The sequence below is a fragment of the Bradyrhizobium sp. NBAIM08 genome (assembly GCF_020193935.1).
Lineage (GTDB): Bacteria > Pseudomonadota > Alphaproteobacteria > Rhizobiales > Xanthobacteraceae > Bradyrhizobium > Bradyrhizobium yuanmingense.
The window spans coordinates 899,297-924,469 of sequence record NZ_JADYVR010000002.1; the positions used below are offsets into that span (position 1 = coordinate 899,297).

At 63.9% G+C, this 25,173-nt stretch carries 23 protein-coding genes and 1 pseudogene; 7 read left to right on the forward strand and 17 right to left on the reverse strand.

Annotated elements, in window-relative coordinates; translation table 11 throughout:
• Positions 1–4 precede the first annotated feature (4 nt).
• Genes I6F37_RS10375 through I6F37_RS10400 form a run of 6 tightly spaced genes read right to left on the reverse strand, consistent with a single transcriptional unit; the run spans position 5 to position 5,720 of the window.
• Complete coding sequence (locus I6F37_RS10375; protein WP_225132800.1) at positions 5–1,162, reverse strand: ABC transporter substrate-binding protein; 1,158 nt, start codon at positions 1,160–1,162, stop codon at positions 5–7.
• A gap of 58 nt (positions 1,163–1,220) precedes the next feature.
• Positions 1,221–2,003 carry a cyclase family protein gene (locus tag I6F37_RS10380; protein ID WP_225151099.1) on the reverse strand — a complete coding sequence of 261 codons (783 nt, stop codon included), beginning with the start codon at positions 2,001–2,003 and terminating at the stop codon, positions 1,221–1,223.
• Between the two features lie 35 nt (positions 2,004–2,038).
• Complete coding sequence (locus I6F37_RS10385) at positions 2,039–3,280, reverse strand: SDR family NAD(P)-dependent oxidoreductase (protein WP_225151101.1); 1,242 nt, start codon at positions 3,278–3,280, stop codon at positions 2,039–2,041.
• A complete protein-coding gene (locus tag I6F37_RS10390) occupies positions 3,277–4,455 on the reverse strand; it encodes a thiolase family protein (RefSeq protein WP_225151103.1) in 1,179 nt (392 codons plus the stop codon). Before I6F37_RS10390 ends, I6F37_RS10385 begins: the two co-directional genes overlap by 4 nt.
• Before the next feature lie 22 nt (positions 4,456–4,477).
• Positions 4,478–4,906: an organic hydroperoxide resistance protein gene (locus tag I6F37_RS10395; RefSeq protein WP_345944074.1), complete on the reverse strand. Its 429-nt coding sequence runs from the start codon at positions 4,904–4,906 to the stop codon at positions 4,478–4,480.
• A 31-nt stretch (positions 4,907–4,937) separates the two neighbouring features.
• Positions 4,938–5,720: an aspartate/glutamate racemase family protein gene (locus tag I6F37_RS10400; protein WP_057029858.1), complete on the reverse strand. Its 783-nt coding sequence runs from the start codon at positions 5,718–5,720 to the stop codon at positions 4,938–4,940.
• A gap of 635 nt (positions 5,721–6,355) precedes the next feature.
• On the opposite strand from I6F37_RS10400, the gene I6F37_RS10405 reads away from it, so the two are divergent.
• The 4 genes from I6F37_RS10405 to I6F37_RS10420 are packed head-to-tail and all read left to right on the forward strand — an operon-like array spanning position 6,356 to position 11,066.
• Positions 6,356–7,504 (forward strand): ABC transporter substrate-binding protein, encoded by a 1,149-nt coding sequence (locus I6F37_RS10405; protein ID WP_225151105.1) that lies wholly within the window; start codon positions 6,356–6,358, stop codon positions 7,502–7,504.
• A 42-nt stretch (positions 7,505–7,546) separates the two neighbouring features.
• On the forward strand, positions 7,547–8,590 hold the full coding sequence (locus I6F37_RS10410; RefSeq protein WP_225151107.1) for a branched-chain amino acid ABC transporter permease: 1,044 nt from the start codon (positions 7,547–7,549) through the stop codon (positions 8,588–8,590).
• The gene (locus I6F37_RS10415) at positions 8,587–10,356 is read left to right on the forward strand and encodes an ATP-binding cassette domain-containing protein (RefSeq protein ID WP_225151108.1); all 1,770 of its coding nucleotides are present in this window, start codon (positions 8,587–8,589) and stop codon (positions 10,354–10,356) included. Before I6F37_RS10410 ends, I6F37_RS10415 begins: the two co-directional genes overlap by 4 nt.
• Entirely contained in the window at positions 10,353–11,066 is a 714-nt protein-coding gene (locus tag I6F37_RS10420) for an ABC transporter ATP-binding protein (RefSeq protein ID WP_225151110.1), read from the forward strand. Before I6F37_RS10415 ends, I6F37_RS10420 begins: the two co-directional genes overlap by 4 nt.
• A gap of 250 nt (positions 11,067–11,316) precedes the next feature.
• Here I6F37_RS10420 and I6F37_RS10425 read toward each other — a convergent pair.
• Positions 11,317–11,454, reverse strand: a pseudogene (locus tag I6F37_RS10425) (IS5/IS1182 family transposase); the annotation flags it as partial.
• A 171-nt stretch (positions 11,455–11,625) separates the two neighbouring features.
• Here I6F37_RS10425 and I6F37_RS10430 point away from each other — a divergent pair.
• The gene (locus I6F37_RS10430) at positions 11,626–11,865 is read left to right on the forward strand and encodes a hypothetical protein (RefSeq protein WP_157784090.1); all 240 of its coding nucleotides are present in this window, start codon (positions 11,626–11,628) and stop codon (positions 11,863–11,865) included.
• Positions 11,866–11,957: 92 nt separating this feature from the next.
• Here the strand turns inward: I6F37_RS10430 and I6F37_RS10435 are convergent, their stop codons facing one another.
• From I6F37_RS10435 to I6F37_RS10480, 10 genes are all read right to left on the reverse strand, one after another.
• On the reverse strand, positions 11,958–12,629 hold the full coding sequence (locus I6F37_RS10435) for an ABC transporter ATP-binding protein (protein ID WP_081492912.1): 672 nt from the start codon (positions 12,627–12,629) through the stop codon (positions 11,958–11,960).
• Positions 12,626–13,369, reverse strand: coding sequence for an ABC transporter ATP-binding protein (locus I6F37_RS10440; RefSeq protein WP_036023835.1), 744 nt, complete (start codon positions 13,367–13,369; stop codon positions 12,626–12,628). The genes I6F37_RS10435 and I6F37_RS10440 overlap by 4 nt, the downstream gene beginning before the upstream one ends.
• Positions 13,369–14,325 (reverse strand): branched-chain amino acid ABC transporter permease, encoded by a 957-nt coding sequence (locus tag I6F37_RS10445; protein WP_225143071.1) that lies wholly within the window; start codon positions 14,323–14,325, stop codon positions 13,369–13,371. Before I6F37_RS10445 ends, I6F37_RS10440 begins: the two co-directional genes overlap by 1 nt.
• On the reverse strand, positions 14,325–15,224 hold the full coding sequence (locus tag I6F37_RS10450) for a branched-chain amino acid ABC transporter permease (RefSeq protein ID WP_036013410.1): 900 nt from the start codon (positions 15,222–15,224) through the stop codon (positions 14,325–14,327). Before I6F37_RS10450 ends, I6F37_RS10445 begins: the two co-directional genes overlap by 1 nt.
• Before the next feature lie 71 nt (positions 15,225–15,295).
• A complete protein-coding gene (locus I6F37_RS10455; RefSeq protein ID WP_036023831.1) occupies positions 15,296–16,600 on the reverse strand; it encodes an ABC transporter substrate-binding protein in 1,305 nt (434 codons plus the stop codon).
• 350 nt (positions 16,601–16,950) lie between these two features.
• On the reverse strand, positions 16,951–17,586 hold the full coding sequence (locus tag I6F37_RS10460; RefSeq protein WP_225151112.1) for a hypothetical protein: 636 nt from the start codon (positions 17,584–17,586) through the stop codon (positions 16,951–16,953).
• Between the two features lie 68 nt (positions 17,587–17,654).
• Positions 17,655–18,092: a thioesterase family protein gene (locus I6F37_RS10465; protein WP_036023826.1), complete on the reverse strand. Its 438-nt coding sequence runs from the start codon at positions 18,090–18,092 to the stop codon at positions 17,655–17,657.
• The gene (locus I6F37_RS10470) at positions 18,092–19,000 is read right to left on the reverse strand and encodes a fumarylacetoacetate hydrolase family protein (protein ID WP_036023825.1); all 909 of its coding nucleotides are present in this window, start codon (positions 18,998–19,000) and stop codon (positions 18,092–18,094) included. The genes I6F37_RS10465 and I6F37_RS10470 overlap by 1 nt, the downstream gene beginning before the upstream one ends.
• Before the next feature lie 45 nt (positions 19,001–19,045).
• A complete protein-coding gene (locus I6F37_RS10475; protein ID WP_036023823.1) occupies positions 19,046–20,152 on the reverse strand; it encodes a cupin domain-containing protein in 1,107 nt (368 codons plus the stop codon).
• A gap of 53 nt (positions 20,153–20,205) precedes the next feature.
• Positions 20,206–21,228: a carbon-nitrogen hydrolase family protein gene (locus I6F37_RS10480; protein WP_225151114.1), complete on the reverse strand. Its 1,023-nt coding sequence runs from the start codon at positions 21,226–21,228 to the stop codon at positions 20,206–20,208.
• A 127-nt stretch (positions 21,229–21,355) separates the two neighbouring features.
• Here I6F37_RS10480 and I6F37_RS10485 point away from each other — a divergent pair, with 127 nt between their 5' ends.
• Both I6F37_RS10485 and I6F37_RS10490 read left to right on the forward strand, forming a co-directional pair.
• A complete protein-coding gene (locus I6F37_RS10485; protein WP_225151116.1) occupies positions 21,356–23,515 on the forward strand; it encodes an indolepyruvate ferredoxin oxidoreductase subunit alpha in 2,160 nt (719 codons plus the stop codon).
• Complete coding sequence (locus I6F37_RS10490) at positions 23,512–25,077, forward strand: indolepyruvate oxidoreductase subunit beta family protein (RefSeq protein ID WP_225151118.1); 1,566 nt, start codon at positions 23,512–23,514, stop codon at positions 25,075–25,077. Before I6F37_RS10485 ends, I6F37_RS10490 begins: the two co-directional genes overlap by 4 nt.
• Positions 25,078–25,173: the final 96 nt, after the last annotated feature.

Sequence of the window (25,173 nt, forward strand, 5' to 3'; positions counted from 1 at the left end):
CACCTCAAGGCAACAGCTTGTACTTGCCGTCCTCGATCTGAACCATGATGCGCGAGCGATCGTCGACTCCATGCCGGTCCGCCGGCGTGTAGGTGTAGACGCCCTGCGTCCCGACGACCTCCTTGGTGGTGAACAGTGCCTGGCGAATCGCGGTACGGAACTCAGGTGAGCCTGGTTTGGCACCGGTTGCCAGCGCACGCTTGGCGGCGTCGGCGAAGATCAGCCAGCCGTCGAAGGAATAGGACGAGAATGAATCCGTCGGCGCCTCGCCATTGGCCTTTTCGAAGGCCGCGCGGAAATCCAGGGCGACCTTCTGGATCGGATTGCTGGCCGGAAGCTGCTCCGCCGCGGTCACAGGTCCCGTCGGGCACATGATGCCATTGGCGGCTTTGCCGGCCAGACGAAGGAAATCGGCGCTGATCAGCCCGTGATTGCCGTAGAGCGGTCCCTTATATCCCCGCTCGGACAGAGCGATGACCGGCAGCGCGCCTGGCGTGCCGGTGCCGCCGAGCATGATGGCGTCGGGACGCGCGGCGAGTGCGCGCAGCACCTGAGCCGTCACCGACGAGTCCGACCGGGCATAGCGTTCGTTGGCGACGACCTTGATGCCGGCGGCCTTCGCACTCTGCTCGAGCGAATTGTACATGAGATCTCCGAACGCATCGGAGAAACCGATGAAGGCGACGGTCGTCAGGCCCTTCGCCTTCATATGGTCGACGATTCCTTGCACCAGAAGCGGCGTGGGCTGCGGCGTCTGCACGACCCAGGGACCGCCGTCGCCTGACGCCACCGGTGCGATCGGCGACACCGCGATCATCGGAATCTTCATTTCGATGGCCGCGGTCGCCATCGCGAGCGTCTGGGGAGCGCCGGACGTACCGATCAGGATATCGACCTTCTCCTGCTCCACCAGCTTGCGCGCATTGCGTGCCGACGCGGTCGGATCGGAGCCGTCGTCGAGCTGGATGACCCGCAGCTTTTCGCCGCCGATTTCGCCGATATAGGCCTGACCTGCCGCGATCCCCTTCGCGTTGGGAATACCGATCGATGACACCGGCCCACTGAGGCCGGTAACGAATCCAACGAGGATCTCGGCTCGCGCGAATTGCGGAACGGCAAGCAGCAATGCAGTGGAAGCCACCAGGCTCTTGATCAAGTTCATGGCACCTGTCTTTCGGGAGAATTTCTTGGTCTGATTGGCGAGCGCCATGGATTGGGGCTCAAGTGGACGACACCAGAGCGATGACTCGAAGCGGGCTGCCGGAACCGTTCTGGATCTTTAGTGGCGAGGCCACGATGACGGCGCCGGTGGCCGCAAGCTGATCCAGGTTACACAGGCATTGCAGGCCGTAGCGGCCCGCGCCGTGCAGGAAGTGATGCGCCGGATAAGGCGGCTCGAAGTGCCCGGCCTGCCCCGCATCCGTGCCGATGGTTTCGGTGCCGAAACCGATGACACCGCGCTCCTCCACCAGCCACTTCATCACCGCCGGGTTCGGGCCCGGCGTATGCGCGCCGTCGTCCCTGAGATTGGAGTAGTCGCGCCACCCCTTCTTCGACCAGTCGGTCCTGAGCAGCACCCAATTCCGCTCGGGGATCCGGCCGTGCCTGGCTTCCCAAGCTTCGACAATCGGGACGGTCAGCAGGAAATCGGGATCCTGCGCCGCCTGCGCCGAGCAATCGATGACACAGGCCGGCGCGATCATGTCCTTGGTGGGCATCGTGTCGACGGCATTGTTCGGCAGGTTCTTGCCGGTGAACCAGTGAATCGGCGCGTCGAAATGCGTGCCGGTGTGTTCGCCAAACGTAACGTTGTTCCAGTACCAGGCCGGCCCGCGACCATCGTATCGCGATATCTCCTGGATGCGGACAGGCGCGGCCTGACCGAACTCCGGCGGGAGGACGATGACCGGAAAGTCCGGACTGAGTGTGAAGGTCAGATCGACGACGCGCACCGCGCCGGAAGAAATCGCACTCGCCAGCTCCAGGAGACTCTTGCTTTGCATCGTCACGTCCTCCAGCTCGGTTGAAATCCCGCTTCTTATCGGTCGAGCTCGCGCTCGAGCGCTTTCGGATTGGCCGCGAGACGTTGCCGGATCTCTTCGGCGACATCTCCGACATACATCTCTTCGAGCCCGTTCTTGAGGCCCGACACGATCGCCTGCGCGATCGCGCGCGGCGCGACCTTCGGCGGCGGCACGGTCTGGAACCATTCGGTGTCGACAGGGCCGGTAAACAGGTTCATCACCCGGACGCCGCCCGGCCGCAGCTCCGCGCGCAAGCAATGCGACAACGACAGGCAGGCGGCCTGCGAAGCCGAGTAGGCGCCGAAGGCGGGCCAGTTCGCCAGTGCATAGACCGAGAGAATATTGACCCATGCCGCGCTGCTGTTGATGCCGTCGGCACCGCGCATCCGCATGGCGGGGCCAAAGGCTTGAGCCAGATTGATGAAGCCGAGATAGGCCTGGTCGATCTCGTCCCGTGCGATGCTCGTGCCCCTGCGATCGAGCAGGCCGCCCGGCCGGACATATTCCGCCGTGTTGACGAGAATATCGACCTTGCCGCCGATGTCGGCCGCAAGATCGGTAGCCGATTTTTCGTCAGCAGCATCGAGAGTCACGATCTCGATCCCGTCTTGACCGCGCAGCCGCTCCTCGCCGGCGAACGGCCGCCATGGTTCGGCAATGCCGACGAACACCGTCTTGGCGCCCGCCGCCTTCAAAGCGGTGACGGCTTCCTGACCGATGACGCTGCGGCCATTGGTGACGAGCACGCGACGGAATTTCGGATCGGCCGTCATTTCCCGCCACTGCTTGTCGTCTGCCATGTTGGGAGTCTCCCCTTCGGGACGGGCAAAGGCCACCGCCTGGCCGCTCTTGTCGAGTTGCAGCGACATGCTGACGGCCGCGCCCTCTGCGCAGTCGGCATGAAGATGTGCGACGATCGTCGGACCGCAATCCATCTTGACGAGGCCGATCCGCCACGGCGCCCGCTCGCGGAAATAGACGTCGCTCGGCACCAGCGCCGTTGTCTCGGCAAGCAGTACACCTTGCCGCGGCGCATCGACGAAAGCGAGGCCGGCCGAAAGACAAGACGGGCAGGCTTCGCGCGCCGGATAAGCAAAGGTGCCGCAAGCCTCGCAGCGCTGCAGCATAAAGCGGCCTTCGGCGGCCGCGCGCGTGAACCCGTGCGACATCCTGCTGCGCGGTCGCGGTGGCGAGGCCGGTAGCCGCGTCCGCAGCAGCGGGTTCTTGCGCCGGGGCGGCTTGATCTGCTCTATCATCGCGACGGTCCAGCAAGGATCGCGGCACCCGAGGCGAGACCACGATCATAGTTGATCATACCGAACCCCGAGGCCAGAGCGAGGCTCGCATTCCTGACCTGCGTGGGACCGGCACTGCCCAGAACCTGCCGCAACCCTTCAACGAGGCCGAGATAGGCGCCGGCGGCACCGGCCTGCCCGACCGAGAGCTGTCCGCCCGAGGTGTTGTGCGGGAAGTCGCCATCGATGGTGAGATCGTGTTGGCGCACGAACTCAGCGCCCTCGCCCTTCTTGCAGAATCCGAGGTCCTCGAACTGCATCATCGTGATGACGGGATAGTCGTCATAGGTCTGCACGACGTCGAGATCGTCAGGCTTGACGCCGGCCATCGCATAGAGCTCGTCGACATCCATCGCCCAGCCGCCGCGCACCTGCATCGGATCGTCGGCAAAGGCATTGTGCCGCTCGATCGTCGAAAGGAGTCGCGCGGCGGGCAGCTTCAGGGATGAAGCCGTCTCATCGCGCATCACGAGGAAAGCTTCCGCGCCCGCACAGGGCATCACGCAATCAAACAGGTGGATCGGATCGGAAATCGGCCGGGCCGCCAGGTATTGCGCGAGCGTGAGCGGAGCCTTCATGAGCGCATGCGGGTTGCGCAGGGCATTGGCGCGCTGGGCGACAGCGATCTTGCCGACGTCCTCGCGCGCGACGCCGAACATTCGCATATAGTTGCGCGCAATCAGCGCAAAGCTGGCATTGGCGCCGCCCGCGCCGTAAGGATAGACGGCGTCCTGATTGAACCGCGAGAAATTCTCCAGCGTCAGCCTGAACGAATCGACGTGATTGGTGTCGCCAGCGACGCACGCCACGATGTCGGCATCGCGCGCCTGAACCGCGCGCGCCGCCTTGCGCAGCGCCGCAATAGCGCTGGCGCCGCCGAGCGGGATCGTATCCAACCACCGGACGCAGAGCCCGAAATGCTGTGTCAATCCGATGCCACTGTCCGTGCCCATGGTGAAACTGGAGACGCACAGGCCGTCGATGTCGGAGGCCTTGATGCCGGCCTGCGCGACGAGCGCGCTCAGCGCCCGCCCGATCCACCACTGCGCGCTCTCGATGGAGTAGCGCACATAGGGAATCGTGACGGGAGCCGCGATCACCACGCCGTCATATGGTGCGCGCAAGGTGTTGGTCACCGACCGCCCTCGTTCATCCGCCTCAGACCACCGTCAGTTTCACGTCAATATTGCCGCGGGTTGCGTTCGAATAGGGGCAACGCTCATGCGCACCGGCAACGACCTCTTCGGCCACGGCCTTCTCGACACCGGGCAGGCTGACCTTCAGCTCGACAGCGAGCGCATATCCGACGGGCACCGGCCCCATCGCAACCTTCGCAGTCACGGACGGCTCGGCAGAGGGCACCACCTTCCGCGTGCGCGCGACGAGCTTGACCGCGCCGAGAAAGCAAGCGGCATAGCCGGCCGCAAAGAGCTGCTCGGGATTGGTGCCTTCGCCACCGGGACCACCCATCGATTTCGGCAAGGACAGGGACACCGAGAGCAGACCGTCAGCGCTGGCCGCCTTGCCATCCCGACCTCCGGTCGCCGTCACCTCGGTTTCGTACAAAATCTTTTCGGGGGTCATCATTATTTGTTCTCCAGGGACAGTTTTTCGAGGACTAGCGGCTGTTACGGGCAAGTAGCGCGCGGAAGTCATCGCGGGCCTGGGCGCTGGCCCGCCTGAAGCTCGGCCCGCGGCTGGGCTCGGTGCCATTGAGCTTCCGGAGCTGTACCCACATCTCGGCACTCTTGAGCGCCACGGCCGCGCAGTTGACCACTGGGGCGTGGCCGACCTTCAGGCCATGCTCTCGCCCGATCAAGAGGCCTGGCAACACGCCGGCCGGAATCACGACATCCGCGCCGCGTTCCACCAGCGGGAGCGCGCAGGCGACGAAGTCCTTGATCATGCGGGCTTGGGCGGCAGCGTTTCCGGCGAACGCATCGGCGAAATCATCCGGCCTGCAGCCAAGGCCGGTCACATGGACGACGCGATCGCCGAGGCCGTAACGCTCGGCCTGCTCATAGTGCAAGACCTCGAAGACGGGATCGAGCGTCACAAGACCCAGCCGCCGCCCGAGTTGTGAGGCCGCCAGCAACGTCGCCTCGCCGGTCCCGATCACGGGAATGTCGAGCGCCGAGCGCAGCTCGTAGAGTCCGGGATCCTGAAAATGTCCCATGACGAAGGCGTCGAACCCGCCCTCCTCCGCTGCGATGCCGTTGTCGATTGCCTGGACCGCACAGCGCAATTCCGCGAGCCGTCCGAACTCGCGGTCCGGCGGACTGATGCCCTGGACGTGGACCGTCGTGCCTGGCGCAGCGATGTCGTTCAGGTATTCCGACAGCCGCGCCATGTAGGGCGCATTCACGCTCGCATCAACAAAGCTCTGCCAGAAGATGCGCATCGTCCTTCTCCTCAAGCGGTGATCGGAGGATCGGTCGTCGGCTGCCGATGAATATATTTCAACCATAAACTAATTGACGCGTCAAATGCGCGCGGCGGCGACGGCGACCAGTGCCGTCGGGGTCAAGGCGAGCACGGCGTTTTCTATGGGTCGATGAGCGCAGGAGCGCCGCACACTGACGAAATTGTATGCAACAACATTTTTTTCTGACAGCCCCGTGACACGTGTTGACGGCGCCACCGGAGTTACTTTAGGCTTTAAGTAATTCCTCGCCGGTCAAAGACCGGTGGCCATGACAATGATGTTGCAGGGCACCGATTTTGAGAGACTCGATCGTGTGGACAGTCGCCGTGCTCGAACAGCCGGCCTTAGCAGCAGCATCGCCGGTCGCGCATCGCGGCGGCACCGACGACCTTTCATCGCTCCGGAAAAGGCCCGCTTGCATGTGCCGGTGGGCCTATCGTTCGCGCGGCACGCAACATCATGGCTGCTGAGCGCCGGGCGAGCACACTCTTTTCGGTCGCGCCCGGTATTTGGCGCCGCAGCAATGTTTTCAATCGGCCGGTTCGTCGTTCGGGGACGCCGTGCGGCAGCATCGAAGCATTCCTATCCAGCATCAACGGAGGAGAACGCATATGCGCAAGACTCTGAGTTTACTTGCACTTGCCGCCGGCATCGTCACAGCCCCCGCCGCGCGGGCCGATATCACCATCGGCTTCGTCACCTCGCTCAGCGGCAACGGCTCGTCGATCGGCATCCCCTACGGGCGCGGCACCAACGCGGCCTATGAATACAAGAAGACCGTCAACGGCGAGACCATCCGCCTGATCCAGCTCGACGACGGCTCCGACCCGTCGGCCGCGACCCGCAACGCGCGCAAGCTGGTGGAAGAAGAGAAGGTCGACCTCCTGATAGGCACCGCGACCGCGCCCTCGACCATCGCCATGGCGGCGGTGGCGAGCGAATTGAAAGTGCCGATGATCGCGGTCTCGCCGATCGGCAAACTGCCGGAAACACCCGAGCAGTGGGTGGTGTCGGTGCCGCAGCCTGCGTCCCTCCTCGTCAAGATCATCGCCGATCGCATGAAGCGCGATGGCATGAAGAACATCGGCTATATCGGCTTCTCCGACGCCTGGGGGGACCTCGTCTACAACGGCGCCAAGGCGGCGGAGGCCGCCGGCGATGTCAAGATCCAGACCAACGAGCGCTATGCGCGCACCGACACTTCGGTCACCGCGCAGATCCTCAAAGTGCTCGCGGCGCGGCCGGACGCCGTGCTGGACGGCGGCTCGGGGACGCAAGGCGCGCTGCCGCTCCTCAGCCTCGCGGAGCGCGGCTTCAAGGGAAACACCTACGGCACCGTGGCGCTCGTCAATCCGGACTTCGTGAACGTCGGCGGCAAGGCGGCCGAAGGCATCCAGGTCTCCGCCGGCCCGGTCATCGTGGCCGAGCAGCTGCCCGACGAACATTTCGCCAAGAAGATCGCGCTGGATTTCCGCAGCGTCTACCAGAAGGTCCATAACATCCCGACCACCGACGGCTTCTCGGCCTACTCCTTCGACGCCTGGCTGATCTTCGCCAACGCAGCGGAGCGCGCGCTCAAGACGGCGAAGCCCGGCACGGCGGAATTTCGCGCCGCCCTGCGGGACGCGATCCTCAGCACCAAGGAGCTGCCCGGCGTGCACGCCATCTACAACTTCAAGCCCGGCTCGGTGACCGGCGTCGATGAGCGCGCGCTGGTCGTGGTACGCCTGACGGGCGGCGCCTGGAAATACGCGCCGTAGTCGGACAGGGCAGGCCACCAGAACAAGGGGACGGCGTTCTCAATGACGAGCGACATCGCAGCCATTCTTGCGATCGACGGGATCGCCACCGGCGCAGTCTACGCGCTGGTGGCGATCGGGACCGTCCTCATCTTCACGGTGACACGGGTCATCTTCATTCCCTTTGGCGACATCGCGGCCTTCACGGCGCTGACGCTGGCGGCGCTCGACGCGAAGCGCTTTCCCGGCACGGGCGCGCTGGTCGTCATTCTTGCGTGCCTCGCAACCCTGATCGAAATCGTCTCGCTGCTGCGCAACGGCGAGCGTCGGCTGGTTCCGCGCGCTCTCTTCTTCTATCTCGCATTGCCGCTGGCCGTGGTTGGCCTCGCCTGGCTGACCATGCGCGCCGATCCGCCGCTCGCCATCAGGCTCGTGCTGGCCTTGATGCTGATCACCCCCATCTCCCCGCTGCTGGACCGGATCGTCTTCCGTCCCATTGCGGACGGAACGGTGCTGCTGCTCCTGACCGTTTCCGTCGCCCTGCACTTCGCGCTGGTCGGCCTTGGGCTGCTCTTCTTCGGTCCCGAGGGTGTCAGGACCGAGCCGCTGACGTCATTGTCGACCGAACTTGCGGGCGTGCTGATCTCGGGCCAGACCATGCTGATCGTGATCGCAGCCCTCGTCTTCTCTGGCCTGCTCTATCTCTTCTTCGACTTCACGCTGGTCGGTAAATCGCTCCGCGCGACGGCCGTGAACCGGACCGGCTCCCGCCTGATGGGCATACGTCCCGCCCGCGCCGGCACCATCGCCTATCTCCTGGGCTCGCTGATGGCCGGCGTCTCCGGAATCCTGATCGCGCCCGTCAACACCATATTCTACGATTCCGGCTTCCTGCTCGGCCTCAAGGCCTTCGTCGGCGCCATCGTCGGCGGCATGACGAGCTATCCCGGCGCGGCCATCGGCGCCGTCGGCGTCGGTATCCTCGAAAGCTTCGCATCCTTCGAGAGCAGCGCGCTGAAGGATGTCATCGTGTTCTCGCTTCTGATCCCGATCCTGATCTGGCGATCCCTCGCCTCGCTGCATTCCGAGGAGGAGATCGAGGAATGACGCGCCTTCACGTTCAGCTCGCGGCGGTGGCGGCGGTAGCGTGCCTTGCGCTCGCGCCATTCGTCCTCAACCCCTTCAGCATCACGCTGATGAACTATATCGGCATCTATTCGCTGGTCGCGATCGGCCTTGCCCTGCTCACCGGCGTCGGCGGCATCGTGTCCTTCGGACAGGCCGCCTTCGTCGGCGTCGCGGCCTATGCCACGGCCTGGGTCTCTGCTCTGAATGGATCTTCCCCGTGGCTCGGCCTCGTGTTCGGGGTGGCGCTGACCTGCGGTGTCGCCACCGTCCTCGGCGTTGTCACCTTGCGGCTCCAGGGCCATTTCCTGTCGCTCTCGACCGTCGCCTGGGGGCTCGCCATCGGCTTCCTGTTCGGCAATGTCGAGGGGCTCGGCCGCTTCAACGGCATCTCGTCGATCCCGCCGATCAGTATCGGATCGTTCGCGCTCGTCTCGAGTGCGCAGATCTATTTCCTGATCTGGGGCATCGTCGTCGTGGTGCTTTTCCTCGGCTACAATCTCCTCGACTCCCGGGTCGGCCGCGCCATGCGCGCGCTGCGCGGCGGCAACATCCTGGTCGAAAGCCTCGGCATCAACGCGTTCCGGATCAAGCTCGTGACCTTCGTGATCGCGGCCTTCCTCGCCTCGCTCTCCGGCTGGCTCTACGCCCATATGAGCCGCTTCATCAGCCCGGGCCCGTTCGAGGCCGGCATGGGCATCGAATATCTGATGATGTCGATGGTCGGCGGCGCCGGCAGCCTGCTCGGCGGCGTCGTGGGCGCCGCTATCGTCACCCTGCTCAAGAACAGCGTGCAGGACTATCTGCCGCTGATCGCCAAGGGCGCGTCCGGCCAGCTCGAGATCGTCGCCTTCTCCGCGCTGTTCATCCTGTTCCTGCAATGGGCGCGGCAGGGCATCGTGCCGTTCGTCGCGCGCTACTTGCCGAAGATCAGGCGCGAACGGCCGCCAGCCGCCCCGCCCCTGCCTCGTCGTCCCCAGCCAAAACCGGGCGAACTGCTCCTGAAGGTCGACGGCGCCGAACGGCGGTTCGGCGGTCTCGTCGCGGTCAACAATGTCAGCTTCGAGGTCCGCTCCGGCGAGATCCTCGCCGTCATCGGCCCGAACGGCGCCGGCAAGAGCACGATGTTCAACTGCCTGACGGGCGCGCTCAGGGTCAACAAGGGCGAGATCGTCTTTGCCGGACGCGCCATCACGCGCGATCCACAATCCCGCATCGCGAGGGACGGAATCGCCAGGACCTTCCAGCATGTGAAGCTGCGGCCGCGCATGAGCCTGCTCGAGAACGTCATGCTCGGCACCTACGCGCGCACCAGCACGGGCCTGTTCGCCGGCGCCCTGCGCCTCAACCAGCGCGAGGAAGCCAGCACCCGGCACGAGGCCTTGAAGCAGCTCGAACGCGTCGGGCTCGGCGACAAGCCGTTCGAGCTCGCGGGCAATCTGCCGCTCGGCAACCAGCGCATCCTGGAGATCGCGCGCGCTCTCGCCGCAGACCCGGCGCTGCTGGTGCTGGACGAGCCGGCCGCGGGCCTGCGCCGCCAGGAGAAGCTCAGGCTTGCGGAGCTGCTCCGCTCGCTGCGGTCGGACCATCTGACCATCCTGATCGTCGAACATGACATGGAGTTCGTGATGTCGCTGGTCGACCGCATCGTCGTGCTCGACTTCGGCTCCAAGCTCTGCGAGGGCGCGCCTGCCGCGATCCGGAGCGACGAACGGGTTCAAGAGGCCTATCTCGGAGGCGTCGCGTGAGCGAGATGTTTTCCATGACGGATGTGACCGTCTGCTACGACAATGTCGAAGCGGTCCGCAACGTCTCGCTGTCGGTCGAGGAAGGCCAGATCGTCACCGTGATCGGCCCGAACGGCGCCGGCAAGACCACGCTGCTGATGGCCGCTATCGGATTGCTCGCCTCCCGCGGCCGCCTCGCCTTTCAGGGCAACGACATCGGCAGGATGTCCGTCGAGGACCGCGTCGAGCGCCGGCTGTGCCTCGTGCCGGAGAAGCGCGAGCTGTTCTCCGACATGTCGGTCGCCGATAATCTCCTGCTCGGCTCCTACAGCCTGCGCGACCGCTCGGGCGTCCAGAAGACGCTGGACGAGGTCTATGATCGCTTTCCGCGCCTGAAGGAGCGGCAGCGCCAGGCCGCCGGCACCCTCTCCGGCGGCGAGCGCCAGATGCTGGCGCTCGGGCGCGCGCTGATGGCCAAGCCGAAGCTGCTCATGCTCGACGAGCCGAGCCTCGGCCTCGCGCCGCTGATCGTGCGCGAGATCTTCCGCACCATCGCCTCGCTGCGCGACCTCGGCGTCTCGATCCTGCTGGTCGAGCAGAACGCCCGCGCCGCGCTGGAGACGGCCGATTACGGCTATGTGCTCGAGACCGGCGAGATCGTGCAGTCGGGCCTCGCCAAGGATCTCATCCACGATCCCCGGCTGATCACAGCCTATCTCGGCGGACACTAGCGCTGATCTGGACAGGCAGGGTCGCTGGAAAAAACAGAAAGTCGAAAACAACCCCATGCACAGTAGCCGCTGACAGCGTTTTCAATGACTTGCGGCGAGCCTTACGGATTTTACGAAAACAGGTTGCTCCGTCGGGCAAACAGGGGCATAATGCCATCATCGCCGCTCCGGATGCCGACGGCTTTAACCGCCAACCTGGACTTCCGTTTTCATAGGTACACTGCAAGGCGCGCCGACAGTCTGAATCCGTGCGTACCGGCAAACCATTGCTATCGCCCACCGCGTGGATTTTACGCGTCAAGCCGCCGCGCGACCTTCCCATCGATTGGTGCCAATTCCCAGTGATACAGGCGCCATGCTGATGGACGCGGACAATCGAGGTGTCGATCTCTGGACAGCGGCATCATGGGCAGCAGCAAGTGCGTCTAGAGTGACTTACATCACCTTATTCAAGTAACCCCCTCCGATCGTGCGCCGTATGTCGCGCTGATTTTGAACTCCCCCGCTTTGCGTGGCCACCAACGGCTACTCTGAACTCGAACTCCATAGGGAGGAAACCATGATTACCAAGACGCTGTTCGTCGGACTTCTTACAGCCGGATTTCTCTCTGCATCCTTCGCAGTTGATGCAGAAGCAGAACCAACTCGTTCCCAGCAAGTGAAAAACGTGGGAACTAGCCAGAATGGTGCCCGGGCGGGCTCCATGGATAGCTGGCCGCAGACGATGGACGAACTGAACAACGCCTACAACTGTGGTCCGTATGCGGACAAAGAGTCGGCCAAGAAGTGCAAGAAGTAAGCGCGTTTTTTGATCGCCCAGTGCTGCTGAAGGGGTCAGCTACACGCTGGCCCTTTCTCTTCGGGCAATAACTCCGTGGCGGCCGCACGGCGCTACGCAAGGACCCGGCTTTCGATTTCGCCGCGCTCGATCGTCAGCGTCACGTCGGCGAAGGTCTCGAGCAGCTTCGGGTTCGACTCCGTGATCAGCAGGGTAATGTCCCGGTCCTGCGAACGAAGCCGACGCAGCGCCTCGGCGTACCTCTGCGCCAGCACAGGGGCGAGGCCCTGGAACGGCTCGTCCAGAATGACGAGGCGGGTGCCCAGCATCAGGGCGCGACCAAGGGCGACCATCTTGCCTTGGCCGCCCGAGACGGATCCCGCCGGGCGATCCGCCAGTTCCTTGAGTTCCGGCAGGACGGAGTAGGTTCGCTCCAGCCGCCGGCGCGCCTCGTCCGCGCCAAGTTTAGCGACGCGACCGGGCAGAAGAATGTTTTCTTCCACCGTAAAGGCCGAGAAGAGACGACGGTCCTCGGGGGCGTAGCCGATGCCCAGGAAGGGCCGGCGGTGCGGAGGAACATGCCCCAGGTCCTGACCGCTCAGGCGCACGGTACCGCTCGCCTTCGTGAAGCCCATGATGGTCCGTACCGTCGTGGTTTTGCCGGCGCCGTTTCGCCCGATGAGCGCGGCGGTCGCGCCCGGCGGCAGCGAGAAACTAACGCTGCGCAGCACCGGCGCATCGGCGATCGCGACGTTGACGTTCTCGAAGTCCAGCATCGCCGTCATATGCCGATCACCTGTTCGCGGACCTTGGGATCGGCCAGAACCTCCGCGGGCGTGCCGACCTTTTGGATCTTCCCGACGTTCCACACCGCGACTCGGTGGGCATAGCGCTCCACCATGTCCATGTCGTGCTCGACGAAGACCGAGGTCACCTTCTCCTTGGCGAGCGCGGACGTCAGGATGTCCATGATCTCCAGCTTCTCTGCGGAGGCGACGCCCGAGGTGGGCTCGTCCATCAGGAGCAGTCTGGGCTTCAGCGCGAGCGCCAGAGCGATGTCGACCAGCTTGCGTTGTCCCTCGGGAAGCTCCCTCGCTTTGCGAGATGCGTACAGCTTGACGCCGACGAGATCCAGGAGGCGCTCCATTTCAGACAGCTCAGGCAGGGCGGAAAGAGCCCTAAAGCCGGAAGGGCTTCCCAGCCGCGAGGCTGCGGCGATCAGCATGTTCTCCATCACAGTCTGATCGAGAAAAAGCTGCGGTATCTGAAAGGCCCGCGCGATGCCGAGCTTGGTGATCGTGCGCGGGAGCTGCGCCGTGATCTCCTGGCCAAGGAAGGTGATGCTTCCGGCCTGCGGCCGCAGATAACCCGTCGAGATGTTGAGGAAGGTGGTCTTTCCGGCGCCGTTCGGTCCGATGATCGCGAGGTTCTCGCCTTGGAGCACGTCCAGATCGATACCGTCGGCGGCGACGACGCCACCGAACCGGATCTTGATGCCCTTCGCAGAAAGGAGGACGTTGGCCATCAATGTCCTCCCTGCTTCGCCTGGCCGTAGCGCTGCCTGAGACCTATCAGTCCGTTAGGCGCATAGAGAATGATGACGATCAAGACCGCGCCGAGGATCAGCTGCCAGGTGTCGGCCAGGTGGGCCGCCGCATAGAAGCGCACGCACTCGAACATCGCCGCGCCGGCGAACGCTCCGAAGGCGTGGGCGCTGCCGCCGAGGATCGCGATAAAGACGAATTCGCCCGACTTCGTCCAGAACCCGAACTCGGGCGTGGCGATCTGCTGGATGATCGCCACCAGCGTGCCGCCGATGCCGCCGAGAAAAGCCGAGATTACGTAACCTATCAGAAGCACGCGCCGTGCGGACGTCCCGAGATACTCGAGCCGGGTCTCGTTCGATTTGACGGCACGCAGCATGTGTCCGAGCGGGCTATCGAGATAGCGTTGCACGCCGTAGAAGGCGACGACCGCGATCAAGAGGCTCACGTAAAGAATAACGTACTGGAAGGTTTCGGGCGTAAACGACAGCCCCAACAGGGCCGGACGAGGGACCCGGATGCCGTCGGCGCCGTTAGTGTAATGAAACATCTTCTCCAGCAGCGACCACAGCACCATCGAAAACGCCAGATTCAGCATTCCAAAAAAGATCTCCCGGTAGCGCACGACGAAGAGCCCGACGATGAGGCCGAAGACGGCGGAGGTTATGCCGCCCAGCACGATGAAGAGCACGATGTCGCCGCCACCGACGTACTTGCCCCAGAACGCCGCGGTATATGCCCCGGTAGCGAAGAACATTGCATGTCCGAACGACACCTGTCCCGCCTGCAGCAGAAGAATGATACCGAGAACGACGATGCCCTTCGCTAGGATCAACGCGAACAAGGTTGCCCAGCTCGCTACAAAAAGGGGCGCGACGGCGCTGGCCAGAAAGAAGATAGTCGCGATCGTGGTGACCGGCTTGACGCGACCGCTCATCATATTTTCCTTACCTGCACGGCGCCGAACAGGCCGAACGGACGCACCAGAAGCACCAGCACCATCAGCAGATAGGGAACGAGAACTTCGAATTCCGGCTGGAGATAGATCACGAAGGCACGGGTCAGGCCGATCATCAGCGCGGTGAGCGCGGTGCCCTCGATCTGGCCGAGACCCGCGGTCGCAGCGACGGCAAAGGAAAGCACGATCATATCGGCGCCCATACCGGGGACCAGCGAGGTGGTCGGCGAAGCCAGCGCTCCTCCCAACGCGGCCAGACTCGCTCCGATGACGAAAGTGACGAAATATACGCGTTTTGCGTCAATCCCAATGGCCGTCGAAGCTTCGCGGTCCTCCGTGACCGCAAGGATCACCGCTCCCGACAGCGTCCTGCGCAGGAAGTAGCGGAGCCCGAACAGCGTCGCCAATGCGACGCCGGGCAGCAGAATGACCTGGTATGACGTGTAGCTGACGCCGAACACGGCGATGTTGGGAAGTAGTCTCAACGGCTCCGCGGCGAAGATGGGCTGCACGCCCCAGATTAGGCGCTGCAGGTTGTCCATGATCATGAAGGCGGCGAAAGTGATCAGAAGCTGGAGGACGTCCTCCTGTCCGGAGAGCGGTCGCAGCAGAAACCGTTCGATGAAACCGCCGCACACGACGCCGATCACGATGGAGGCGGCCAGCAGCGCGGGATAGGTGAGCCAAGGCGAGATCGGCGCGATTGCAAGGCTGAACGTCGCAGCCAGATAGGCGCCGAACGCATACAGCGAACCGTGCGCGACGTTGACCACGCGCAGCACGCCGAAAATCAGGCTGAGCCCGACCGAGACCAAAAACACCAGTGCGGCGTAGCTGATCCCATCGAGGATCGCCAAGATAGCGAGTGTCGAGTTCATGATGACCTTCGGAAAAGGTCCGTCCTCCGGGACGCGGCTCGGAGGACGGGGATCAAAAGTCGAGCGTGCCGTTACTGAGCTTTGAAGGTCGGCACGTCCATCTTGACGAAGTCCGGCTTGAGAGTCTTGAGCCACTCAACCGACCGTACGCCCGCCGGGTTGGTGATCATCTTCGGATCGAAGATCATCATGTTGTCGAGCAGCTTGAAGTCGTACCCCGGAACGGACTTGGTGACGCCGACCAGCTGAGCTTCGAGACCCTGGTTGTCCTCGGGCCGCAGCGTAATCGGACGGCCGAAGCCGGTGGCGAACTCGATGCCCGCCGTCGCGTCGACGACCTGTTCGCGGGTGGGCCAGTTGCCGCCGTTGGACTTGATCGCCTTGTCGTAGGCCGTCTGCAGGGCCTTGAATGCCTGCGCCATGTGATAGACCGGGTAGATCGGCCATGCACCGGTCTTCGCCTTGAAGGCTTCATTGAACGCCTTGAAGGCGGCGTCGTTCTTCTTCTCGGGATGCAGGAACCAGTGGTCTCCGCGCGCGCCGACGATCAGGCCTTCAGGCAAGTCCTTGCCCAACCGCTGGATCGATGATTCGCCGATCCCGAGCACGAAGGTCGACTGCTGCAACAGACCGCGCTGACCGGCCTGGCGGACCAGCGTGTCGAGATCTCCGCCCCAAGACGTGGTCAGAACCACATCCGGCCGCAGCGCCAACAGACGGGAAACTTCAGTGGAGTAGTCCGGTGCGCCGAACTTCGGGAAGAGCTCCGCGACGACTTGCACGTCCGGCTTCATTGCCTTGAGCGCGGTCGAAAAGATCTCCCAGCTCTCCCGACCCCATGCATAATCCTGATTGACCACCGCGATCGTCTTAAAGTCGGGCTTGGTCTTGAGCAGGTAAAGGAGCACGGCCAGCATTTCCGGCGTGCCGTTCGCCTGAGTCCGGAAATTGTAGCGGTACTTCTTGGTTTCGAGGATGGAGGCCGCACCGCAGTCCCACATGAAATTCATGACTTTGAGGTCTTCGGCGACGGGCACCAACTGGGTGCAGCTGCCCGACGAGATCGAAGCAAACGTGGCATCGACCTTTTCGTCCTGCACAACGCGTCGGTAGTTCGAGACGAGCGCTTCGCCTCCCGCGCCTTCGTCGATGAAGGAGAGCTTGACCGGCACGCCGCCGATGCCGCCCTTCTTGTTGAGGTCCTCCGCGATCATCTCCGCCGCGGCCTTCGCCGGCACACCGAAGACTGACGCAGGGCCCGACAGGAACGTCGTGATGCCGATTTTGAGCTCCGACGGCTTGTTCTGCGCAAGCGAGGTGCCCGTAAAGGCCGCAACTACAAGCCCGGCCGCAACCGCAGCCTTGAGAAATTTCATTGAAAATCCTCCCTGTTTTATTGTTGCGCCCGGTTTCAGCCGCCGTGCGCTTCTTCTTGCAACAACGCTACTATAATTGTCGCGTGTTGCCAGCCCTCTTCTGTCATTCGCGAGCCGACGAACCCGGTTCGACGCCGTCGCCCATTTTGTCGGCTGCGCATCGATTGTAACGGACAAGGGCCCCAAATGGTCGATGCCTCCAATTCCAGCGTGCGAAAAAACAAACACCGACCGCGCTTTGCGCTTTGGGCCCATCGCGACATACTGCGCCGCCGCACGAACTCGGTCGCTATAGGAGCAAAGCAGATATTGCTTTTGGCCGCATCACGCTCGGGTTACGGGTACGCGGCCTAGGACCTAGCCGCCACCACCCTAGTCAGCATCGGAAAATGCTTGTTGCCGCCTGCGAATGGCGGGAATTTCACGAAGTCGGCACGCATGTGCTTGATCACGTCGGAGCCGAGTGCATGCGCGAGGGCTTGCGGGCTGTCGAACACCAGCTTGTTGCGTTGCATGTGCTCGACGCGCCGCGACGGCAGCCGGTCGACCCAGTCGATGCGGGTGTAGATCTCGATCTGGCGGACGTTCGGGAAGGTCCGCATGATCGACGGGTGGTGCTTCAGATAATGCAGGTTCCAAGCGTTCATATCCTCGGCCGGGCCGGGATAGTGCACGAGGTAACTGCACGGGGTGGTCGTTCCCGCCGGATGCTCTGCGACATCGACCGGAAACGGGCGCGTCAGCATCACCTGGTGTGCGACATCGAGTCCGGTGAGGCCGGATAGCCCGGCCCCTGTTGCGAGGCTGGCGAGGACGCCGCCGCGGTCCATTGCCGCCTCGCAGGCGAACAGGTCGGGAAACCGGAGTTGAAGCGCAAAGGCGGGGCCGGTGCCGTCGGCCTTGTAAGGATGGTCGACCGACTGTTCGAGCGGCGTGAACAGCAGGGCCTCGGTCATGTCGGGGATCGATCCGACGAGCTCCGCCACGGAGGCAACCTCATCGGGACGAACTCGCCGTTCGCCTGTGGAACCGGAGAATGTCATGAACAGCGAGATCACGCGGGCGTCGCCTCGGTCCCCTCGCCCACACTCACATGCGCCATCAGTGCGAAGCGAATGTCATCGGGCCATGGGATCGCATGATGATCGACCAGCGAGGTCGCAGCAAGGATCTGGCGCGCGCGCCAGCGCGGGCCATTCGCGCCGGAGATGACATGCTCGAGATGGAGAGATGACCCACCGACCCTGATGATGCGCAGGTTGAACGTCAGGAGATCGCCGAACATCGACGGCCGGGAGAAATCGCAATTCAGGTGCACCGTGGGCGTTCCGATCTTCCGGACGGTGATCAGCTCCGGCCATGGAAAACCGATCCGCGCCCAGAAATCTTCGACCACGCCGTTGAGGAGGTTCAAATAGGACGGGAAGTACGCGATTCCCGAGGGATCGCAGTGTCCGAACCTGAGCTGGCGATCGAACGAAAAATTCGTCATCAGATCGCAACAACGGGGTGGCGGATGACGCCGACGCCGTCGACGCCGGCCTCGACCACGTCACCCGGCCAAAGCCATTCCTGCGGGCTCATGCCGGCGCCGACGCCTTCAGGCGTACCGGTGGCGATGATGTCGCCCGGCTCGAGCGTCATGCCGGACGAAATGTCCGATATCAGCACCGGGATGTCGAAGATCATATATTTGGTGTTAGAGTCCTGCTTCATGACCCCGTTCTTGGTCAGCCACAGCCGCAGATCGTGTGGATCAGGAATCTCGTCCGCGGTCACGATGCACGGGCCGAACGGCGCATAAGTGTCCATGCCCTTGGAGAAAATCCACTGTCCGGCGCGGCGATTGTCGCGCGCGGAAATGTCGATCATCACCGAATAGCCGAAGACGTGGTCCATCGCCCTGTCGGTCGCGATGCGCGTTGCGGTCTTGCCGATGATGACGGCGAGCTCGACCTCCCAGTCGAGCTGCTGCGTCATCTTCGCATTGTGCTGGATCGCCGCGCCGGGGCCGATCACCGAGGTCGGCGGCTTGGAGAAGACGACCGGCTGCTTCGGCAGGTCCTTGTCCGTATCCAGGCTCTTGGCGGATTCCGCCACATGCGCCCGGTAGTTCAGCCCGATGCCGAAGATGTTTTTCCGCGGCCGCGGGATCGGCGCCTGCAGCTTTACATCCTCGACCGCGACCGCCGAGCCAGCCGGGAAGCGGCCATTGGCGTCCGCCAGTGCATCCCTGAGCGCAGGCAGCAGGGTCACGCTGTTGTCGATGAACGACAGCATGTCACCCGGCCATGTCACGCCGCTGGACGCACCAAGGTGCTCGACATCGACGACCAGTCCATTGACCAGGGCTCCAAGACGGGCACCGCTGGAGCCCAAGGTGTAGGTGACGAGACGCATGAAAGCTTCTATCCGGCTGTTCTGGTTGAATTCTGCAAGGGCATGTCAGGCCGCAACCGACTGGTAACCGCCATTGTCGCCATAGGCCTCTTCCCGATAGAGCCCGAGGCCTTCGATGACGGGCAGGTCGTTGAAGCAGAACAGGCAGGCATCCTCGCTCGCTGATGCATTGCCGTGCTCGTGCCAGGCCCAGGAGGGAACGCAGAAGATGTCGCGCTCTTCCCATTCGAGCCGCTTGCCGCCAATGATCGAATAGCCGCGCCCCTTGGCGACCTGGTAGATGAAGCTGCCGGTGTGCCGGTGCGACTTGGTCTTCTCGCCGGGGCGCAGCAGCTGCATGCTCGCACCGATCGTCTGCATCACGTGCCCGCCGGTGACCGGGTTGACGTAGTTCATGAGGATGCCGTCATAGGGCGAGCCATCGGTCGCGGCCGCATATTTCTGCAAGGACTCGTAGGTCGGCTCCCACTCATATTTGAACATCGGCGAATAACCCTTCGACCAGCGCGAGTCCGCCGGCCGAAGACCGGGATTGCCCCAGGTCCGGGTCATGTCGTCCACGGGATAGCCGGACGGCTCCTGCTGGATGTTCGGATGCACGACGAAGAAATTGGCTTCCAGCGCGTTGACGAGCGGGATGTCCAGGCCGTCCTGCCAGATGCAGACCGAGCCGTCGCCTTCGACGCCATGCTCGTGCCAGGTGCCGTTCGGCGTCAGCACGAAATCCCGCGCGCCCAGCGTCATCTTGTGACCGTCGACGATGGTGTAGGCGCCCGCGCCCTCCATGATGAAGCGTAGCGCCGAGGCCGAGTGGGCATGGGCCGTGGCGACCTCGCCGGGATGCATCACCTGCAATCCGGAATAGAGCCAGCCGACCGCGGCCGACACGTCGCGCCGCCCGGGATTGTTGAGATAGATCACGCGCCGGCCGGCTTTCTCGGGCGAGACCAGCTCGACCGAGCGCAGCACGTGCTCGCGCAGATCCTTGTAGCGCCAGAGCACGGGAACCGAGGCCGATTGCGGCGCCCACGGCTCGATCTTGTTGGCGACGGTCCAGAGCGCTCCGGCTTCGTACCTTTCGAGATCCTTGTAATAGGCCTCGAGCTCGGGGGTGTCCTCGACATTGGCCCGGCCGATCACGTTCTCGCGCATCCTATCCTCCAAGTCCTGTCTTATGATCCCGCACCCTCAAGCGAGCCAGCCCGTCATTCCGCTCGACCTGGAATCGACGCGAAGCCCGCCTGCTCTTGGCCGGCGACGGTTTCCGCCTCTGTCAGACCGAGCGGCGTCTGCGGACGACGGTTGACCCGCAGATCGAAAATGTCGAACCGGTTATAGTGCCCGACGATGTCGTGCATCTGCTTCGGCTGGATGCAGCGCTCGAGGTCGATGTCGGCATAGACGATGCCTTCGTCGTCGATCAAGGGATCGCCGACCACGCGCCCGTCCGGACCGATGATGCCGGAGAATGCGCTCGACTTCCGTTGCAAACGCGCGCGTGCGTCGGGAACGACGGTCTCCATCGCCGCGATGATCTCCTCCGACACCGTCGAGCAGGAGACGATCGTGAAGATCTTGCCTTCGAAGGAGTGGGCAATCGCGCGCAATTTGATCGCCTCCGCCATGTCATAGTCGGGGGGCGCGACGGGAAGCGAGATATAGCTGGCGACGTGCACGAGCTCGCCCTGCCCGAGCAGCGCAAAGCGCGCGAGCGTGTTGGTGTTCTCGCCGCAGGCCAGGCCTCCGAGACGCCCGATCTCGGTATCATAGACGCGCAGGCTCGACCCGTCACCGCCGGTCCAGGTCAGCTTCTCTGCCCAGGTCGGCACCAGCTTGCGATGCTTGCCGAGCAAGGCGCCGTCAGGACGGATGAAAACCAGCGTATTGTAGATCGCGCCGAGCGAGACCGGGCTGCGCTCGTTCACGCCGAGCACGACGTGGCATCCCGTATCGCGCGCGGCCTTGCAGACGATTTCGACCTCCGGCCCCGGCACCAGCACCGACGCCTTGGCGAGCTTCTCGAACCATGCACTGCCGGTGACGGGATCGGTGATCCAGTTCCAATAAGGATAGCCGGGAACGAACACTTCGGGGAACGCGACGAGCTTCGCCCCGTTGGCTGCGGCCTCACGGACCAGTGAAGCCGCCTTCTCCGCGGTCGCGCTTGCGTTGAGATAGACTGGTGAAGCCTGGACGGCGGCAGCTTTAAAGCGAGGCAGCTTCAGCATCGGCCCTACCCTGTCGCTGGCTCATGACCGCCTTGTCGGAGAGAGCATCCGCAAGCGTGATAGCATGGCGCGGCGTTGACTTACTTCACATGTAAACGTATGCTATCGCATATTTCTGGAGGGTGCAATGGCTGAACGGTCTTTTGCTCGCGAGGTCGAGGATCTCAGGCTCGGCGATGGCGACACGTTCCGCGGCGAAGGCATCCTCGCCATCACCAAGGCGCTGCTGCAATCGGGGGTCGCCTATGTCGGCGGCTATCAGGGCTCGCCGATCTCGCACCTGATGGACGTGCTGGCCGACGCCAAGGACGTGCTCGACGATCTCGGCGTCGTATTCCAGAGCTCGGCCAACGAAGCCGCCGCCGCGGCGATGCTGTCGGCATCGGTGATGTATCCCCTGCGCGGCGCGGTCGCGTGGAAGTCGACCGTCGGGACCAACGTCGCCTCCGACGCTCTTGCCAACCTCGCCTCGGGCGGTGTCACCGGCGGCACCATGATCATCGTCGGCGAGGACTATGGCGAAGGCTCCTCCATCATGCAGGAGCGTACCCACGCCTTCGCGATGAAGTCGCAGATGTGGCTGCTCGATCCCCGCCCCGAGCATGAATGCATCGTCAATCTGATCGAGAAAGGCTTCGAGCTCTCCGAGTTCTCCAACACGCCGGTCATGCTGGAGGTGCGCGTGCGCGCCTGCCACATGCACGGCAGCTTCGCCTGCAAGGACAATGTCAGGCCGGCGCACACCATCAAGGACGCGCTCAACAATCCCAAGCGTGACGTCAACCGCATCGTGCTGCCGCCGGCGGCCTATGAGCACGAGCAGGAGAAGATCAAGACGCGGATGCCCGCGGCCATCGGATTCATTCGGGACAACAAGCTGAATGAGTGGATGGGGCCGAAGCAGGGCAAGGTCGGCATCATCATGCAGGGCGGCATGTACAACAACGTCATCCGCGCGCTGCAATATCTCGGGCTGTCGGATGCCTATGGCAACACGCAGATCCCGCTCTACATCATGAACGTCACCTACCCCGTGATCGATACCGAGGTTGCGGAATTTTGCCTCGACAAGGACGCCGTGCTCATCGTCGAGGAAGGCCAGCCGGAATATCTGGAGCAGGCGATCAATACGGTCTTGCGCCGCAAGGACATCCAGGCGCGCGTCCATGGCAAGGACGTGCTGCCAATGGGCGGCGACTACACCGCGCAGGTGCTGCTCGGCGGCGTCAGGGAATTCCTGGAGAAGACCGAGCCGCGGCTGCTCGGCAACCGTCCGCCGGCGCCGGACGCAGCGCCCGTGCTCAATCACCCCGCGGTCGAGAAGCTCAAGCAGGTGGTGCCGGCGCGCCCGCCCGGGCTTTGCACCGGCTGCCCGGAACGGCCGATCTTCGCCGCCATGAAGCTGGTCGAGGAAGAGCTCGGCCAGCACCACGTCTCCGCAGACATCGGCTGCCATCTGTTCTCGATCCTGCCGCCCTTCAACATCGGCGCGACCACGATGGGCTTCGGCCTCGGCCCGGCCTCGACCTCGGCCTTCAACGTCAAGGCGGACAAGCGGTCGATCGCGGTGATGGGCGACGGCGGCTTCTGGCACAATGGACTGACCAGCGGCATCGGCAATGCCGTGTTCAACAAGCATGACGGCGTGTTCGTCATCGTCGACAATTACTACACTTCTGCCACGGGCGGTCAGGACATCCTGTCCTCGCGCGCGGTCAACAAGCGCCGCAAGACCAACAACTCGATCGTGCAGGCGGTGAAGGGCATCGGCGGCCAGTGGGTGCGCCAGCTCGACCGCACCTACGACGTCGGCAAGATGCGCGACACGCTGAAGGAAGCGCTGACGACGAAAGAGGAAGGCCCGAAGGTCATCGTCGCGTCCTCCGAATGCATGCTGAACAAGCAGCGGCGCGTGAAGCCGCAGATCAACAAGGCGATCAAGGACGGGACGCGCATCGTCAAGGAGCGCTTTGGCGTCGACGAAGACGTCTGCACCGGCGACCATGCCTGCATCCGCCTCTCCGGCTGCCCGTCACTGTCGGTGAAGCAGCTCGACGACCCCTTGCGCGACGATCCGGTCGCGGCGATCGATAATTCCTGCGTCGGCTGCGGCAATTGCGGCGAGGTTTCCGAGGCCGCCGTGCTCTGCCCCTCGTTCTATCGAGCCGACGTCATCCATAATCCGACGCGCTGGGACATGTTCAAATCCAGGGTCGCCTTGAGCGTGATCGGCTGGCTGCAGCGTCGGCGCGACCGCCGGCGTCCGGCGCTCGAGGCACTGGCATGAGGGACGAGACGGTCCGGCTGGCCCTCCCCGCCGCAGGCGAAGCGACGGAGCGGCCGATCTCGATCGCGATTGTCGCGATGGGGGGCCAGGGCGGCGGCGTCCTGACGGACTGGATCGTTCAGCTCGCCGAGAACCATGGCTGGGTCGCGCAGTCCACCTCCGTGCCCGGCGTCGCCCAGCGCACCGGCGCCACCATCTACTATATCGAGGCGATGCCGCCGCTCGACGGCCGCAAGCCGATCCTGTCGCTGATGCCCACCCCGGGCGACGTCGACGTGGTGATGGCGGCGGAATTCATGGAGGCCGGGCGATCGATCCTGCGCGGCCTCGTGACGCCGGATCGCACCACGTTGATCGCGTCCAACCACCGCTCGTTTGCGATCGGCGAGAAGATCGCGCCGGGCAACGGCATCGCCGACGGCGGCGCCGTGACCGGCGCCATCGGAATTGCGGCAAAGACCGAGATCATCTTCGATCTGAACGCGCTGGCGATCGCGCATGGCAGCGTCATCTCGGCCGCGATGTTCGGCGCGCTCGCAGGCGCCGGCGTCTTGCCGTTCAGCCGCGACAGCTATCTCGACGTCATCCGCACCGGCGGCAAAGGCGCCAAGGCCAGCGTCGAGACGTTCGAGGCCGCCTTCGAGCGGGTCAAGACCGGCCCGACCGAAGTTGCGGCGCCCGCGCCAGCCAAACCGGCCGACGATACCCCCTCTTCCGCGACGCCCGATCCGCAGCTTGGCGAGCTCGTCGCAAGATTGAATGGGGAGCTGCCCCAGCCTGCACTCGGCATGGCTCGTGCAGGCTTGCGGAAGGTCGTCGACTTCCAGGACATCGCCTATGGCGGCGAATATCTCGACATCCTCAAGAGGTTGCACGCAGCCGACCGAAACGCCGGCGGTGACGCACATGCCTATGCCTTCACGGAAGCCGCGGCAAAGTACCTCGCCAACGCCATGACCTATGACGACGTCATCCGCGTCGCCGACCTCAAGACGCGCGCCGGCCGCCGCGCGCGCATCGAGAGCGAGCTCGAGATGTCGAACGGACAGGTGCTCCAGACCACCGAGTTCATGCATCCCCGCATGGAGGAAGTGATGGGCATGCTGCCGGCAGGCTTCGGCCGCTGGCTCGGCGCGCGGCCGCGCCTGCTCGGCTGGCTCGATCGCCGCGTCAACCGGGGACGCCGGGTGCGAACCTACTCGCTGCCCTGGTTCCTGGCCCTCTATGTCGTCGGCGGAATGCGCGGCCTGCGCCGCCGCTCGCTGCGTCACGCCATCGAGACGGCGCACCGGGATTCATGGCTCAAGGCCGCGACCGAGGCGGTCGGCACCAATTACCAGCTCGGTGTCGAGATCCTGCAATGCCGACGCCTCGTCAAAGGCTATTCAGACACCCACAGCCGGGGGCTGTCGAAATTCGACAGGACGCTCGCGGCGATCAAGCTGGTGGAGCGCCGCGAGGATGCCGCCGACTGGGCGCGCCGCCTGCGCGAGGCCGCGCTGAAGGACAGCGCCGGAACGGCGCTCGACGGCGTGATCCAGACCATAAAGACTTTCGCATGATTCCACGGGCGCCGGACGCAGGATTGGATTGCCGTTCGCTCCGCAGGAGGTCAGGATCAGACCGCTTGACTACGATTCTCAGGTTGTTAATCGGAG